The sequence below is a fragment of the Paenibacillus sp. FSL R5-0341 genome (assembly GCF_037975235.1).
GTDB lineage: Bacteria > Bacillota > Bacilli > Paenibacillales > Paenibacillaceae > Paenibacillus > Paenibacillus amylolyticus_A.
Map to the genome: position 1 here is coordinate 6,489,585 of NZ_CP150241.1, position 16,478 is coordinate 6,506,062.

Sequence of the window (16,478 nt, forward strand, 5' to 3'; positions counted from 1 at the left end):
GGAAGCTTAAGTTGGTCATACCGCAAACACGAAAAAAACCACCCTTTAATGTAAAAGGTGGCTCGGGAATGAATCTAATTTTTCTACCATCATCTGTGTATCTACAAGACTTGTCGAGATTAAGTTGTATGTACGCCTTGCGAGCATCGCAGTAACGCTCCTGATGCCCCTATTCTGCCGACTCCGCCAACCATGCTTGCATAGCCGGAGTTTCCGCCCGATTCAAACGTAAGGCAATTTCAGTATTGTTCTCATCTGGTGGCATGATTTCAACAAGCACACATACGGATTCTCGCATTTGGTTTAAGGCAAATATGCCTTCATCATCGAGCATTTTCATCGCCAGCTCCATAGCTTTCAACCTCACATCTAACTCGCGATTCCAATCATCAATCTCCAAATCCGCAATGAAAGGACGCTCGTTAAACTGTTGTTTGACACCGTCAAAGTTATCATCCCCAAAACAACAATAGGGCGAATCCGCATACGACCATTTGATGAGTTCCGCAATCGTTGATACCGGCGTGTCACTTTCCTCTGCTTGCCTAGTCGACTCCAACGCTAAAGCTTCCCACGACCAAGCAGAGATGCTTGGCGCATGTCCCTCGCCAGTAGTGTATAGCGTACAATAATAGTAACGTTCACCATTTTCAAAAAGAGTGCAAAAAGACATTCTGGCAGCAGCGGCGATCTCTATGGCTAGTGTCTCTATTTCTTGCATTGGCTTCATGATTAGATTTCTCCTTTCCATTTGTCGATCATCGGCCACTTCGATATGAGTTGGCTATCTGGATTAAATACCAGACACTGGCACCCACCAGGGCAGCGAACACCAAATTAATGCAGCCAAACACGATGAGTGACTTCGCTTGGCTTGGACCGATCCGGAAGGCGGTAACGAACTGGAAGACAGCAGGTAGCAGAAATGCCAGCCATGAGATGCTTATAAGCTTTTCTGTTCTGAAGCTCCACCATACTGCGGAACATGAAGCAGCGAATAGTACCCAGGTACAGATAATCTTTAGGGCGAACATCATTTGGTACCCTCCTATTTACCACGAACCACAAGTCCATATTTACTGAATATCCATGATTGGCCCAAGTCGTGCATTGCATCATGGCTTATACGCACAGAGGGCTTCTGTTCCTTCATCGCATCTGTATCATGGGCCGAGAATCGAAGCGGTTTTGTCATTTTTTTGATAGAGTCTCTTATCTCATCGAAAAACGCATAGGTCAGCGGCTTATGGTCCCGGATATCCTCATACATATAGTACTTTCCTTTTTCATCTTCCAAATTAACTTGAAAGCCTTTCGGAAATGAAAGCAGGATACAAGGTAGTTCATCCTCTGCCCATTGTCCGTGATATGGAAAAGAAACAGCTTCATTTCTCACAAAAAATCCTGAACTTTCTTGATCTGACGAAACTATTATCGAGTAAACAAAGAAGGGGTGAACGTCATTTCTCTTTTCTGCAGCCACAAAATACTGATAAAACGTCTGATATGCCTCGTACACTTGATTATAATCATATTCTGTCCGGGCAGCATTGGTACGAAAGAATTGCACTTGCCTCTGCTCCAAAAGCTGTAGAAGGCTTTTAAACTCTTCAGGAGTTATGAAGAATTTTAGTTTATAGAATCCGCTGTTCTTTAATTTGTCCATTTCTTTTCGCTCACCTCACCTCATAGATTTCTGAGACTCATCATGATCTTAGAGATTCTTCGTGCAATAATATCCGTTCTATATATGTATCTTATTTCCATTATAGTGTTTACTTTCGCTGAGTCTACCTACTTTACACCTGAATTTCGATAATGAAAAAAACACATCCTAATTGGGATATGGCATTCTCCTAGATTAAGAAGCACGCTCACTCACCCAATAGGATGTGTTTTACTGTTTAATATAAGGTTTGAATAATTCCTATATTATGAAGCTTTTGCTGCAACAGCTTTCTCAATTAATGCTTTGGCATCGTTATTAGAAAGACCTTGTTTAGGTTGGAGCGATTTTTTATCTGTTCCACCAAGAATACCTTTATCAATCAGTTTTGCCATAGGCTTAATCGCATACTTAGACACCGTTTTGCCATCCTCAAAACCAGCAATGATCGTAGCAGCATCTTTATCAGAAGCTTGATCGTTTACCAATTTAGCAAGAATGGTAGCAGCTTCTTCAAGCGTGATATCCCGTTCAGGATAGAAGTTTCCACCGTAACCTTGAATGAATCCAGCATGCGTAGCTTCAGCAATCGCATCTGCATATGCAGCATTAGCGGCAACATCCTTGAATGCAGGTGCTGTAGCGACTTCGTTTAGTTTCAACATGTCGACCAGCGCACTTACAAATTCAGCACGAGAAATGACTTCTGTCGTTACAGGTGTTTCCGTTTGCTCAGTAGATGCAGCCACATTTGTGATACGTCCTTCATTTGTAGCTTCGATGCTACCGCCTTTATATGTTTTGACAATGTACTCATAGAATACATCCAGATCGATAGGACCTGCCAAGGATGATTTGGCATCCAGCAGAACTTTGTAGCTGTCTCCACCTGCGGCCATGAAGTTGTTAACTACAGCCGTATATGTTTTTGCAGAATCCAATGGTGTTCCATCTTCCAGACTAAGACCGGTAATGCGCTCTGCAACTGGCTTGTTGAAATCTGCAGCATATTTCAAACCAGCAATTTGCAGAGTTTTGGTGTTTGGCGTACCGTCAGCATTAGTTCCCCATTGCTGTTGCAACAAGGTTTTAACCTGTTCACCGGTCAGCTCCAGTTTCACTAATGTATTACCGAACGGTTGAATTTTCGCAAGATCAGCAAAGGTCACATCGCCTTGTGGCAGATCAGCACGAATACCACCTGGATTCATAAATGCAAAGTCAGCAGCACTTGCTTTATCACCAAAGTCTGCTTGGCGCATTGCATCTGCAATCAGGTTACCTAGAGGGGCTTCGTTATTATAAGCATCTGTACGAGTAACGGATCCATCCGTTGTACCTACTGGCTTCGTCAGCTCAGGATGCTTGTCCAATGATTTTTTAATAATAGCCAACGTCTCAGGGTCTTCTTTTACACCTTCTTGGAAAGTCGTTGTAATCGTAGCTGATTTTTCAGTTACATCCCCGGTAGCAGGGTCAATCATCAGCTTGATATCTTCAAATGCAGTACCATAGGAATAAGCTTGCACGATCAACTTTCCATTCACTTCACCGTTAGCCAAAGCATGATTGTCACCTGCAACGATAACGTCGACAGGGGAATCTGCGGGTAGAGCTTTTGCCAAGTCAGCCGCTTCTCCAGTAGTTACGCCTTCTTTGGTAGTTGCCGGATCATGCGCCAACACAATGATCGTTTCTACACCTTTATCTTGCAACTCTTTTGCATATTTATTAACAGCTTCAACTTCTTCTTCTACGCTTAAGAAACGCACACCAGCGGTACCCGATGGGGATACTTTAGCAGGGGTAGACTTCGTCACTAGCCCGATAAATCCGATTTTGACTCCACCCACTTCTTTGATCACATAAGGCTGAATCAATGTTTTTCCAGTGGCAGTTTCAATGACGTTTGCATTGACGTAATCAAATTTTGCACCTGCATGTGTTACCTTACCTTCTTTTGGATCAAGGCCACCAAAGATCTGTGCCTTCAAAGCAGCGACACCTTGGTCGAATTCATGATTACCCAAGGAGCCTACATCAAATCCCATCATATTCATCCATTCCATGGTAGGCTCGTCACGATCAAGTGATGAGACTGGAGCAGATGCACCAACAGAGTCTCCATTATGGAAGAGTAGGGAGTGTTCATATTTGGCTTGAGCTTCTTTTAGATAGGTTGCTAGAATTGGAGCCGTTCCTGCCTTCTTATCACCCACGATTGATGTGGTATCCAACTGACCGTGAAAATCATTGATTCCAATCAAGTGTACTTCTACATCGTTACCTGCGGCAGAGACAGAACCTGCTGCGCCAAATAGTTGCGTGAGTAATAGTGCAGTAGTAGCGATACGTATCGTGCTTTTGCCCAGAACTTTTTTCCAAGACATGAAATACAAAACCCCTCTCCAATTTTAGATCCTGAGATATTTTACCATAGTTCAATTCATAAAAATCATAAAATATATAAAATAGATGTAAAAAATTTGGGAGATTGATAGAGAAGATATAGACGAGGTGTCATATAGCATTGGAGGTATGTGATAGATTCGGAATTTAATAGAAAAATATGGCTTTTATATTTTCTAGTTGCTATAATGGAAAATAAAGTATTTACCCTCACCTGATGATGCAGATCCTCTACTAAAATAAGAACAGATACGTAGCTTCTCTCTCCTAACAAGCACACAGCCCATTACATAATAGGTATCAAAATTTTTCACAATTTCTATTAAAGGAGGTGACCGTTGGGAGCATTGTAGATCTAAGTTCCCGTCTTTCACCAATCGGGACTAGCGTTAACCATTATAAAGAACATAGGAGCGTGTCCAATGATCAAACAACTTTTCCCTAGATCTTTTCGAATTCTTATGGCTTGCTTGTTGATTCTTGCATTTGCCGTACCAGCGACGGCTTCTGCCGGCTATATCGGAGATAAGCTCACGATCGGCCAAAGCATGGCGAAGGGTGACTATCTCACCTCCCAAGATGGTAGATTTTCAGCCATTTGGCAGAACGACGGGAATTTTGTCATCTATCAGAATGGTTCTTCTCTTTGGAGTAGCGGTACCAGTAACAGTGGGGCTCTTTCGTTCAACTTTGAATCACAGTACGGGAAACCTGTCATCTATAAATATGGCATGAAATATCAAGACGTTTACCAATATGGTTATCGTTATGGTTTCAACCCGGCTACAGGTAAATTCGAATATTACACCGGTTGGGGATGGGATAAAGTTTTGATGATTGATACTTCTGTACAGGTAGCTGCTTGGTCTCCCAATACCACCTCATGGATTCCAGGTCATCACGGGAGCAGCTTACCGGCTAACACAACAGGTGATACACTGGTCATGCAAAGTGATGGGAATTTGGTTCTCTATAACACAACCCTGACCAATAGCAATTATCCGAATAGTTGGATTCCTGTCTGGGCTTCGAATACGGGCGGGCGTTAAAAGGGAAACGAACTCGAATGTACAGAAAGACAAAAAAGAGGCGCATGATTTGCGGCTCATTTTTGTGTCTAACGTTTTTGGGTCCACTCACCAATATGTATGTACATAACCAGATCGCAAAAAAATCTGAGGAATCTAATGAGATCCCTCAGATTAGTTTAAGATAGCGTGCACTTACTTATTACTAAGTTTGAGTGTATTCACGATGCAAAATTACCACAGATCTTCCGGGATATACTTGATCATCGTTTCCGAGCCATCTTCATTGATTTTATAGGTATGGGTTCTTGTGGCTTCCTCGACATGTCCATATGACCATTTGTCCAAACGGTTGTCCGGATATGAAGGTTCTGCTCCAGTCAGAGGACCTCTATACAGCATCCCATTAATCATCTTAACGGCTTCCTCTCGGGTAATCTGACTTCCAGGTTGGAAAGAAGCATCCTTATACCCTAATACGATACCGAAACGGAAAACTTCATCGATAGACTGTTCCGCCCAGTTCCCCTCAATATCTGTAAACGAGCTGATTCTCAAGATATGGTCCATCTTGAGCTCTTTGGCAACGCCGAGATAACGCGCAATGGCTGTCGCCAGCTCTGCTCTTGTAATGGGCTGATCCGGTCTGAATGTATGATCCGCATAGCCTTTGAATATCCCTTTATTTGCAACTGCTTCGATATAATCGGCACCCCAGTATTCCGTAGCGACATCGCTGTACAGGTTGACGTGTCGAACCTCATCTTGCAAATGAAGTGTTCGGGCGAAAATAGCTGCAATCTCTGCACGCGTGATGAGCTTTTCAGGTTTCACATGACCGTCTGGGTACCCCATAATATATCGATCATGTTTGTGCTCATAACGGTTAGAGTACACCATCACTTTAATCAAAGACGTATCGTCCTGCGTATTCACAAGCGTAAGCTTATGATCTGAGCCGATCACAGCCGTAACAGAAGCATAGTTCTCGCCCTCGGTCATTTCGTTAACCTTTAGTTTAAATGTCAGTTGGCCACGTGTGTCTCCTGCCAGCTTACCAACATTCCATTTTATTTCTTGGCCTGTAACGACGCCGCCGTTTGCATCAACTAAACTCATTCCAGCCGGGATAGTAGCTTCAACATACAAGCCATCAACCTCAGTCAGTGTTTTATTGGCGTAAATCACCGTGAAGGTTAGAATATCGTCTTCTCTACCCTTCATTTTGTCCACAAGGATAGCTGTGGCAAAGTCAATGGGCTTTGTCGTTATGGTCTTCGGTGGTGCAGGCTCAGTCGTTGTGACTGGTGGCGTTACAGGATCAGTCGTTACAACTGGAGATCCCCCTCCGTTGGATGACGACAGTGGCGTCATGCTAAAGTCGTACAGTACGATCTCCGTACCTACATGAATTAGCGGCTGGTTCGTATCGACAACTCTGCTGTCGAAATTCTTATATCCTGCCTTGGTCGCGGTTAAGTAATAGTCCGTATGCGGAAATACCATGAACGCATACTGCCCAGTCGCATCACTCGTCTGCGGGTTCGCGTTATCCGCTGGCGGGAAGCTGCTCACAGGTGGCAAGTTGACCACCGTTCCGTTGCTGTAATGAAGCGTAACGATTGCACCGGATACTGGATGACCCGTCACGGAATCGGTAATTGTACCGTAGGGGTCAATGAGCACCTCATTAATGCTGATTTGTCCGTCTGAACTAATTTGAATATCAGCATGACCAACAACAACAGGTTGTGTTCCACCGCCCGGGAGCGGAATGTTATAGATGACATCGGCAGTGTAGATGCCCTTAAGTACACTGTCGATATTAAATATTCCATTAGAATCAATTTGGCCTGTATGAGCCCCATTGCCGTCATTGATCAACACCGTGTAACCGCCGCCTACAGTTCCGTTGAGCGCCAGGGAGCCGCCCTGCGATGTTTCTACCAAGACAACACCAGAGACTGTTTTATTTCCCTCAAAGGATCGACCATCCACACTAGCATTGACTGGAACACTCTGATTAAACGTGACGGATTTTTTCTGTCCACCAATCTCTACTTGCTTTGTAATGGATACATCGTATGTCACATTACCCTGCGGTATAGCTAGGGTGTATGCTCCATCGCCCGCTGTAACTGCAACAGCATGAAAATCAGTAATACCATCACCATCAAAATCTTTGCTCACTTTAATCAAAGCGCCTGCTACGGGGTGACCCGCTTGGTCTGTGACGATACCCGTAATAACACCAGGGGTGATCGTAATATGAATCGTATCACTCACGTAGAGATCTCTTGGACTATCAGCAACCGTTGCCGTTAATGGTATAGAGGCAGATTCCGTACCGCCAAGTATAGCCGCCGTGAAGGTTGTAGTTGCGATTCCGTGTGCGTCCGTTAAGACGCTTATCGTATTCAAGTTCCCAGCAAAATGACCGTATGTTGTATCCGGCACTTTAAATACAACTTGGACCCCTGCCTGGGGATGACCCTCTTTATCAGTCACCACCGCCTTAAAGACGGATGTTGACGTGCCGTTACCAAGTATGGACGATGGGTTGGCCGTCAACGTCATTTCAAATTCGACAAGCTCAAAGTCTTGGATGACCACTCCATTCGTATTAACGTTGACCTTGGATACTGAGATTTCTCGATGAGCCAAGCTGTACTTATCGCTACTCACTTCTAGAATATATTTATTGATCACGACATTTTCAAAATTGTATTTACCATTTGAACCTGTCGTGAACCGCTCCTTCTCTTTACCTGCAAGGTCACGTAAAATGACTGTCGCCCCGGATACTGGTTCTCCGGTTTTCTTATCCGTCACCGTTCCAGCAATGCTCGGGTTGGTAATTGTAATCGTCACCGTAGCTAAGTTGGACTGACCTGTTCCGTCAGAAGCTTGATACGTGAACGTCACACTTCCTGATGCTTCCTCTTTTGCCTCAAACGTGAATGAGCCATCCGAGTTGGCGGTCAGCGTACCCTTGCTTGCGTCGCTAACTGAACTAATATTCACTGCTGTGAGCGTATCATTCCCTGCGCTAGTGTCGTTGAGTAAAATTCCTTTTTCCGCCGGGACGGTAAGTTTACCCCCTCTTGCAACCTGATAGCTGTCATTCTCGGCAACTGGCGCCGCTCTGAATTTTGCATAATAGTCTCCGGCTGCCTGAACAGTAAATGTGTATGACGCATCCGTGCTTACTGGAATACCTGTGCCTTCTTCGTTCTCATACCATCCCACGAATGAATAGCCCAGACTTGGGTTAGCCGCAATTGTTGCCGATTCGCCAAGCCCATAAACATCGTCACCATTAGTCGTGCCCCCGACATTTCCAATGACATGTGTATTGATTGGCAACGTAATTGTGATCGTCACCGTAGCTACACTCGAATAAACGGTTCCGTCAAAGGCTTGATAGGTAAACGTAACATTACCGGATGCATTCTCCTCCGCAATGAACGTGAACGATCCGTCAGGGCTCACATTCAACGTGCCCATGCTTGGATCACTGATTGAGCTGACATTCATCGCCGTAAGCGGATGATTCTCATCATCGGTATCGTTCGTGAGTATACCTGCCTCAACTGGAACAGTGAGTGTATCTCCACTCTTAATGCGATAGGTGTCATTCTCCGCAATAGGCTCATGCGTAGAAACTGGTAGAGTAATCGCAATCGTCACCGTAGCTACGTTTGACTGGGCGATGCCATTGTCTGCTTGGTAGGTAAATGTCACGTTACCAGATGCTTCCTCATCTGCCACGAATGTAAATGATCCGTCAGGACTTACATTCAGAGTGCCCTTGCTCGGGTCGCTGACAGAGCTGATAGCCCCCGCCGTAAGTGGACGTCCCTCCGCATCCGTATCGTTCATCAAGATGCCCTCTAGTGCCGAAACGGTGAGCGTATCTCCTCTTAGGACACTATACGTGTCATTCTCCGCGACTGGCAGCATAACATATTTAGCATAATAGTCTACATCCGTCTGAACGGTAAAGGTATATGCTGCACTTGTACTTACTGGAGTACCAGTCCCTGCTTGGTTGTCATACCATCCCACAAATGCATATCCTTGATCTGCGCTTGCCTTAATTGTTGCAGAATCACCAATATTGTAGGTGTTATCCCCTTCAGTCGTACCTCCAATGGCTTCGATGACATGCGTGGTGACTACAGCTGTTGTCACATCCGTTACATTGGTAGTTACTGTATTAGAGCCAAGATTAATCCCCGAAATTACAGCATTGTCGCTGATCACAGTTTGCGGTGTACCTGGTGCCGTTTTCGTGAAGCTCAGCACCTTACTGCTATTCGGGGGTACATCAATTCCCGTTTGTGTTTGGCCCTCACTGGTGACACTAAGACCTGTTTTTGTCGTATCCGTATAGTTATAGATTGTAACTGTGTAGTTTATTGATCCGTTGGTCTGAATCGTTGCGGGACCTGTCTTGTCAATCCCCATCTTCAGATCAAGCTTACCGTTGTTTCCAAGTCTCATCGTCGCTCTTCCATTATTCAGTGACTCCTCGGTTACATAGGTTGCACCAATTCCATCTGTTTTGGAGATCGTCTGCTTACTCGTTAAAGCAAGATAGTAAGGGCTGTCCGTAGGCGGGAAGAAATAAGCCGCTGTCTTGGCCCCATCCATGGAATTACCTGAATTCAGGTAGCGAGATATGTTTCCTACATTATTAGGAGATACCTGAAAAGTGGGTTTTACTTTATAGTTGAGTGCAAATGAACCATCTGTTGGTGCACTATATTCTCCCGACTTTGGGCTTGTCCGGTTCTTGAAGCGATAAATATGCCGTTGCATATCTACTGCGTCGATATACCAATTGAGACTGGTAACGCCTGCGACTGTCTTAATGACGGCTTTACTTCCGTATCCAGCAAATTGATACGCTGTACCACCGTTTATCGTCGTAGTTGCATCCACCGTTGCAACAGCGTCACCGATTTTCAACGTGGACAGATCAACATTAAAGTCCTCGCTAATTTCGTCTGCAACAACAATTGCACTTGCTATATCGGCTGTCTCTGAGCCAAGATCGGTAGTCTCCGGTATATTGAGAAGCGGAAGTATGGTCGTAGTAGCTTCTACATCATTGGCCAACCCCGCAAAAGCTGAACTGACAATGTCATAGGTTGGAGCGAATGTGTAATAATTACTGTAAACAAAAGAATCTGCGTAGTTAAAACCATTTGGTGCCTGAGCAGCATACGTTTTCAGCTTGTCATAGGTATTCTTTGCCGTACCATAGTTATAACTACTGTCTTCCTTATGATCGTTGACTCTTTTCGGGTCAAGACCTGCCCATGCGTAGACTGGCTGGCTACCACTATATGGTCCATTAATTGCCGTTGTGGAACCCAGTCCCACTGTATACACTTTGGCTTTAGTGGATTCTCCTCCATTGTATGCAGTGTACTGATTATCTAAAAGACCCTTCATATATGCGCCCGTCAGTATAGTCAGCGCAGCAATTTCCGGATCACCTGTATTGGCCAGACTGGTACCGGCAGTAGCTGGTACGTATTTGGTACCATCAGTGCCACTTTGATTGTAGTTCACAATCGTTGTAGCTTCGGTTACCGCATTCTGAAAATCAGTTTCAAACGATTTGCCTTTGGGCGAAGTATACCATGCCTTCTTGGCATGAATTGCCGCCCCATCTGAAAGGAGGAACAAGTAAGGCTGGCGCTTAGGTCCCGTACCCTTACTTCCCACACTGCTCATCGTCTTGGAGACGCCATACATGATACCGTCCTGCGTTGGCGTACCTGCCCCTAGCGAGACTGGCGACTTCGTTCCAACGGCCGTACCATCCTTGACTAGATTGCTGTTCAATGTGATGTTTTGGTTCGATGTTGCATATTTCAAATAATCTTCCGTTCCATGTCCTGAACTAAATACGTAGTGTCCTAGTTCCATAAACGTGCCGAGGTGGTTGGAGCTAGCCGATCCTCCAAACCAATAAACCGCAACGCGGTTATTGGGATTGGCGTCCATGACTGTGCGGATTGCATCGTTGGCTGCCTTGGCCATCGCTTCGACACGATAGTACACACCAGGTCCACCTGCTGTTTCTGCTATTTCTCTCCCATTTAGATTTCCCATAGACGAACTCATGTCCAAAATAAAGGTTACGTCCGCCGCAGGACCGTCAGCATTGCCGCTCCCTCCGACACCTGGATTGGTCGAATTTGCCGTCATATATTCTTGTGCTAACGCTGACAATTTGACATTAAAACTGCCGTCACCCTCTGCCGTGACGCTCTTGTCAGTCCAAATACGTCCGTCTGATGCAGCTGTGCCAAAACCGCTAGGTGGCGCATCCGTCACCGGGTCGGCAGTTAACTTGACTTGGTACTGGTCGTAGTTCGTCTCCGCCATAGTCGGAGCGATTGCCGCATTGGCCACTGATCCGTCTAATGGAGCAAGACCACTAACCCCAAATATTAGACAGACCGTAAGCGCAATTGAAATAAATTTTCTAAAGCCATTGTTGTTCATACTTAGTGCCTCCGTACAAAATTGAAATGTAATGATTCTAATACAGCAACGTTCTTGTATATCTTCGTCCACAACCTACCCTGTTCAAAAAAGAACTATCGCAACATTTATTACCTTCTTCCCATCTCCAGATATATTGCGAGTTTTAGTATAATCATTAACTCTAAACAAAAACTGAACAAACTCGTATGACATCATTTCGTTCTGTTTCTCGCAGTTCATTTCTAAAGCTGCTTCTAGGGTAATGTTCATGTGACACTATTGGCACTTGTATGGGATTAAGAATTCAATGATTATTTTAGATTAGTGGAAATAGAGGTCGGATCTGTGGTGGGGACAGTTTTTAGAGTGGTGTTCTTACTGTTTTTTATATTAGACTAATAGTTAACATATAGAGGATGTGATTCTTTGACAGGAATTATAGGTGTTTTAGTCTTAATCATAGGATTAATTATGGCTATTTGGCCTTACTTTGCTTGGTATGTACGACTGGGATGGAAGTTTAAAGATGCGGAGCCAAGTGATTTAGCACTAAGTACCGGACGGATCTCAGGTATTGTGTTTATGATTGTCGGTTTTATACTGATTGTTTCAAGTTGCTCCACAGGAAGCGGAGCGGACAGCAAATGGGCAGAACAATTTAAAGAGAAACTTGATGCAGGGCAAGTACAAGAAATCAGTATCGGCATGAGTAATCCCTCCATATTAAGCGAGGAAGAAAAAAATACGGTTATCCAAATGATACAAGATGCAGAACTTAGACCTTTTGATGCAGGTAATGTGATTGGATCGAACAATGCTGGAAAAATTACATTTACAGACGAAACGAGCCTAGAAATCGTTATTTTCGGACCTTCTGGAGGAATCGAATTGCATCCGATGGCTACTGAAAAGGAATTTGAGATAATGAGTGAAGAGTTAAAAACTTGGATTCATACAAATTATAGTGATTAGTAGTGTCAGTATTATTTTCAAGAACCTCACTCCAGTGCGGTTCTTTTTTGTTTGTCATATGCAGATAATTCGAAGCTAATAGGCGAGGAACCGTGAATCGCAATTTGATACTGTGAAATATGTAGGGCAGCAAAGTAACTACAGAAAATTTTCGTTAACGGTTCTCGTTCAGTCTATCGTGCCTAGCGGAGTTGTTTTATTTATAAATTATGATTTTTAATCACAATAATCAAAATTTACATAATATTCCATGTTATGTTTAGACAATATTTCCTACACAAGATACTATAAATTTATTAATAAAACACTAGTTTTGGAGGTATATCAATGTTTAAAGAAATAAAGGTTACTTTAGGTTTTATAGCTTTACTTATTTTAGTTTCGTCATTTTTCGGTTCAAGTGTATCGGCTGCAACAGTTGGTCAGCAATTATCGGTTGCTGAGCCGGGATGGCAAAGAATAGACGATGCCGACAAAAAAATTTCGTATAACGGCGGTCAGTGGAAGGAAGAAACTGGTCCTAATTTTTTTGGTAATACGTTGCACTTCATCCCAAGTAACCCTACGAATTCTTCTCAAACTGTAACATTCACATTTTATGGCACGCAATTAAGAATAATTGGTACAATGTTTCAGGACTACACAACAAAATTGATTGTTACAATTGATGGAGTCGATTATTCTCCAGCTAATTCTTCTGGAACAGCCACACCAGTTAATAAGGCTCTCGTGTTCGGTGTGGAAAATTTGAAATCCGGTAAACATACTGTTCAAATAAAATCTACTGATACAAAGCGTTGGGTTCTAGATGCTATTGATATTGATCAAACCGGTTATTTGATTAATCAAGGTATCGCTTCACCAACTCTAAATGTACAAGCTGAAGATGCTAAGGTTGATCTTAGCTGGGCTTCGGTAACTAATGCAGTTACATATAAAGTCAAACGTTCACTCACTTCTGGTGGCCCATTTGAAACGATAGCAACTGTAACTTCAACTAGCTATGCAGATGTCAATGTTACCAATGGAACTACGTATTATTACGAGATTACTGCCGTTAATGAAAATGGAGAAGGTGCACCTTCAAACCAAGCTTCTGCTACGCCACAAGCCCCAATAGCGATAGAAAGAGCGATCTTTAAAATCACCTTTAATACAGGTCTAGAAAAAGAGTATGATCTCTCTATGACGGATGTAAATGCCTTTATTAAATGGTATGAAGAAAAGGCAGCTGGTACCGGACCTATCATGTTTGCAATCAATAAACTCCAAAATAACATTGGACAATTCAATAGTAGAAAAGACTATATCATCTTTGATAAAATCATTACATTTGAAGTGAATGAATACACTCCAGTCACAAAATAAATAAATATTAAAAAGCAGTGTGACTAATTATAGTCTCCTGCTTTTTTTCTTATGCGAGAGCATATTGGGCTACCGAAACCTACATAATAATTGCGACAGACGAAAACTTTGTTACGGATTGAACTTTTCATATTGAGGCTTTGAATTCTTATTTTCACATCAAGCCCTAATGAATATATCAGGGGTAACTAATTGTTATTTCGTTTGTTAACTTCAATCGCAATGAACTCCGGCAAATAATTAGGAGTACAGCCCTTTGATACCATTTCATCTTTATAAAGACCTGTATTCTCACCAAGTCTAATACAACGAGCACGATACTCTTGATCATAAATGCCTACCCAGCCTGCAATGAAATTCATAGCCCACTGAACTTCCGGCTCTTCCTGCGTGATATTAGCTTCAATTGTAGATAGTAAGTTCTCGGTGTTATCAGGAGGCGTTTGTCCAGTCCATCTCAATCGCGCTTGATAATACCAGAAAGCTCGCCTTTGAAGAGCAGAAGGGCTATCTTCCCATGACTCCATCAATGCAATGGTCTTCTTGTCTTTGGTGAGCTGATTAGCCATTAACCAATCCATTAAATTATTTCGCTCATCAAAAGTGTGAGTCTGCATATCCTTATCAAGCTTATTAAGCACTTCTTGTGAGAGAAGTTTTTTATCCATAATTAAGATAGCTAATAGTCTGGGCAAAAACGCTTCTGTTGACCAAAGTTCCATAGCTAATTCGTGATCTTTTTTTATGTCCTTCGCGATTTTTCGTAAGTCGCCTAGCTTAGTTTTACTATTGATCTGTTGTAGAATGTTCTCTGCTTTTGAAGAGCATTTCATTTCTGAACTTTTATTATTATTCATTTGATACAACTCCTTTATTAAAGCGCTACTTCATCATAATTAACAAATAAATGTGTTAGTCTACTAAAAGGAGAATTGCCTTGCTATACTAAGAATGCTACACAACTGGATGCAGGCAGCCATTACGATAAACATAGTTAGAAAGGAAACCCCATGAATAGTTCCTTGAAACAACTAATGAAATCACCCACGTTTCCCGGTGGAATTATAACTATTCTTATATTTTATCTGGAATACTTTCAATTCGAACTTGTTGAGAAATTTCTACTGTTTGCGGCTTTCGTCATTGTACCTCTTGTGATTCTACTTTTGAACCATGACGCAAAGAATAAACATCAACGACTGATTTATGCCGCTATGAAATGGCTTCAATTTCCCGCCGCGCTTCTTACCCTGGCCTCGGTAATGAGTAGTAAGATGTGGGGGTTAGAAAGTACGGAAATTCCAGGGATTCTTTCTCTTGGATGGCTACTGTTCACACTGTTGCTCGGCATCTATGGCTTGACCACGATTGTGATTTCTAAAGGAAAAGCAGCGGAAATAGCGATTGGCGCTGGGCTCGTTTACTTTTTTATCGGGGGCATTTGGTTTACCTTATATCAATATCAATTGAACCTTTTCCAAGCTAATCCTGCAACGCACGCATTAAGCTCGGTTCACTTTCATTTTTCATCTGCGATCGTGCCGATTTTTATTGGTGCACTGGGACGCATCATGACGAAGAAAAGCTGGTATCCCTGGGTTGTTGCCATTGATATCATCGGACCAATCTTGATTGCTATTGGTATGATTTTCTCCAAGCCAATTGAATATATTGGTGTCACTCTGTTCGCCTGCAATATTGTGGTTTACACCGCTTATCTCCTGGCTTATTTGAGGAAAAACGCTTTGGATATTAAGGCAGCCTTCTTCTTGGGCCTTTCTTGCCTAGCCTTTTACACGGTTGTTGTCATTTCCATCTTCTATCCGTTACTGAAAAATATGTACTCCTTAACCATACTCAATTTTATTCCCATATATGGATCTTTGCATGCATTTGGTTTTGTCTTATGTGGACTGATTGGTTGGGTGTTTATGGTGGACTTCATTAAGGAAAAGGCTAGCCAATCGGCTTCATAGGAGTAGTTTAGTCAGGTTCGTGCTATAATAGTGATCACATAAATAACATTCATCATTCTGCCGAGATGGCGATGATTAAGGAGATTGAATTTTGACGAACAACCATGATACTGGAGCAGTGAACGAACTACCGGAAAACTTTGAAGAGCTCAAACGAGCGGCTAATCGGACCTCAAGCTGGAGAGACAGACTAAGTGCGGTGAATGAATTGGGGAACTGGGATACAGAACCAACCGTTAAGTTACTGCAGCAAGTTTTGAAAAATGATCAAGTGTTCCAAGTGCGCGAAGCCGCATATCTCAAGCTGAAACAGTTGGATGAAGATGTACAAATGCCTGCCAAAAACAAAGGCGAGCTGTTTAAAGGGACTAACAAAATTTTGCTTCGAATCAAAAAAAGCCTTCCTGAAGGTCACACATTTGAGGAATTTAAGGAAAAACTGCAAAAGACACGTCTGGATCTCTATGATACTTACGAGGGCGACAAAGATGCTGATTTTGACTCCTGGCTCCATGGAATTTGGGAGACACTAGGCAGAAGATAGCCGCCGTT

11 protein-coding genes are annotated in these 16,478 nt (G+C 43.0%); 5 read left to right on the forward strand and 6 right to left on the reverse strand.

The window, feature by feature from the left end; translation table 11 throughout:
* Positions 1-169: 169 nt before the first annotated feature.
* From MKX75_RS29000 to MKX75_RS29015, 4 genes are all read right to left on the reverse strand, one after another.
* Entirely contained in the window at positions 170-730 is a 561-nt protein-coding gene (locus MKX75_RS29000; RefSeq protein ID WP_339167848.1) for a DUF4303 domain-containing protein, read from the reverse strand.
* 28 nt (positions 731-758) lie between these two features.
* Positions 759-1,037, reverse strand: a complete 279-nt coding sequence (locus MKX75_RS29005) for a hypothetical protein (protein ID WP_339167849.1) — start codon at positions 1,035-1,037, stop codon at positions 759-761.
* Between the two features lie 11 nt (positions 1,038-1,048).
* Positions 1,049-1,666: a hypothetical protein gene (locus MKX75_RS29010; RefSeq protein ID WP_339167851.1), complete on the reverse strand. Its 618-nt coding sequence runs from the start codon at positions 1,664-1,666 to the stop codon at positions 1,049-1,051.
* A gap of 266 nt (positions 1,667-1,932) precedes the next feature.
* Positions 1,933-4,056 (reverse strand): 5'-nucleotidase C-terminal domain-containing protein, encoded by a 2,124-nt coding sequence (locus MKX75_RS29015; RefSeq protein ID WP_339167852.1) that lies wholly within the window; start codon positions 4,054-4,056, stop codon positions 1,933-1,935.
* 441 nt (positions 4,057-4,497) lie between these two features.
* Between MKX75_RS29015 and MKX75_RS29020 the strand changes: the two genes are divergently transcribed.
* Positions 4,498-5,124 (forward strand): hypothetical protein, encoded by a 627-nt coding sequence (locus MKX75_RS29020; RefSeq protein ID WP_076332197.1) that lies wholly within the window; start codon positions 4,498-4,500, stop codon positions 5,122-5,124.
* A 213-nt stretch (positions 5,125-5,337) separates the two neighbouring features.
* Here the strand turns inward: MKX75_RS29020 and MKX75_RS29025 are convergent, their stop codons facing one another.
* Entirely contained in the window at positions 5,338-11,628 is a 6,291-nt protein-coding gene (locus MKX75_RS29025; protein ID WP_339167854.1) for an Ig-like domain-containing protein, read from the reverse strand.
* A 408-nt stretch (positions 11,629-12,036) separates the two neighbouring features.
* Here MKX75_RS29025 and MKX75_RS29030 point away from each other — a divergent pair, with 408 nt between their 5' ends.
* Together MKX75_RS29030 and MKX75_RS29035 are read left to right on the forward strand one after the other, a co-directional pair.
* Complete coding sequence (locus MKX75_RS29030; RefSeq protein WP_339167855.1) at positions 12,037-12,582, forward strand: DUF6199 family natural product biosynthesis protein; 546 nt, start codon at positions 12,037-12,039, stop codon at positions 12,580-12,582.
* Between the two features lie 327 nt (positions 12,583-12,909).
* On the forward strand, positions 12,910-13,950 hold the full coding sequence (locus MKX75_RS29035) for a fibronectin type III domain-containing protein (protein ID WP_339167856.1): 1,041 nt from the start codon (positions 12,910-12,912) through the stop codon (positions 13,948-13,950).
* 188 nt (positions 13,951-14,138) lie between these two features.
* Here MKX75_RS29035 and MKX75_RS29040 read toward each other — a convergent pair whose 3' ends face one another.
* Entirely contained in the window at positions 14,139-14,807 is a 669-nt protein-coding gene (locus MKX75_RS29040; RefSeq protein ID WP_339167858.1) for a DNA alkylation repair protein, read from the reverse strand.
* 153 nt (positions 14,808-14,960) lie between these two features.
* On the opposite strand from MKX75_RS29040, the gene MKX75_RS29045 reads away from it, so the two are divergent.
* Together MKX75_RS29045 and MKX75_RS29050 are read left to right on the forward strand one after the other, a co-directional pair.
* On the forward strand, positions 14,961-15,926 hold the full coding sequence (locus tag MKX75_RS29045) for a YndJ family transporter (protein ID WP_339167860.1): 966 nt from the start codon (positions 14,961-14,963) through the stop codon (positions 15,924-15,926).
* Positions 15,927-16,017: 91 nt separating this feature from the next.
* The gene (locus MKX75_RS29050) at positions 16,018-16,470 is read left to right on the forward strand and encodes a HEAT repeat domain-containing protein (protein WP_339167861.1); all 453 of its coding nucleotides are present in this window, start codon (positions 16,018-16,020) and stop codon (positions 16,468-16,470) included.
* The last annotated feature ends 8 nt before the right edge of the window (positions 16,471-16,478 follow it).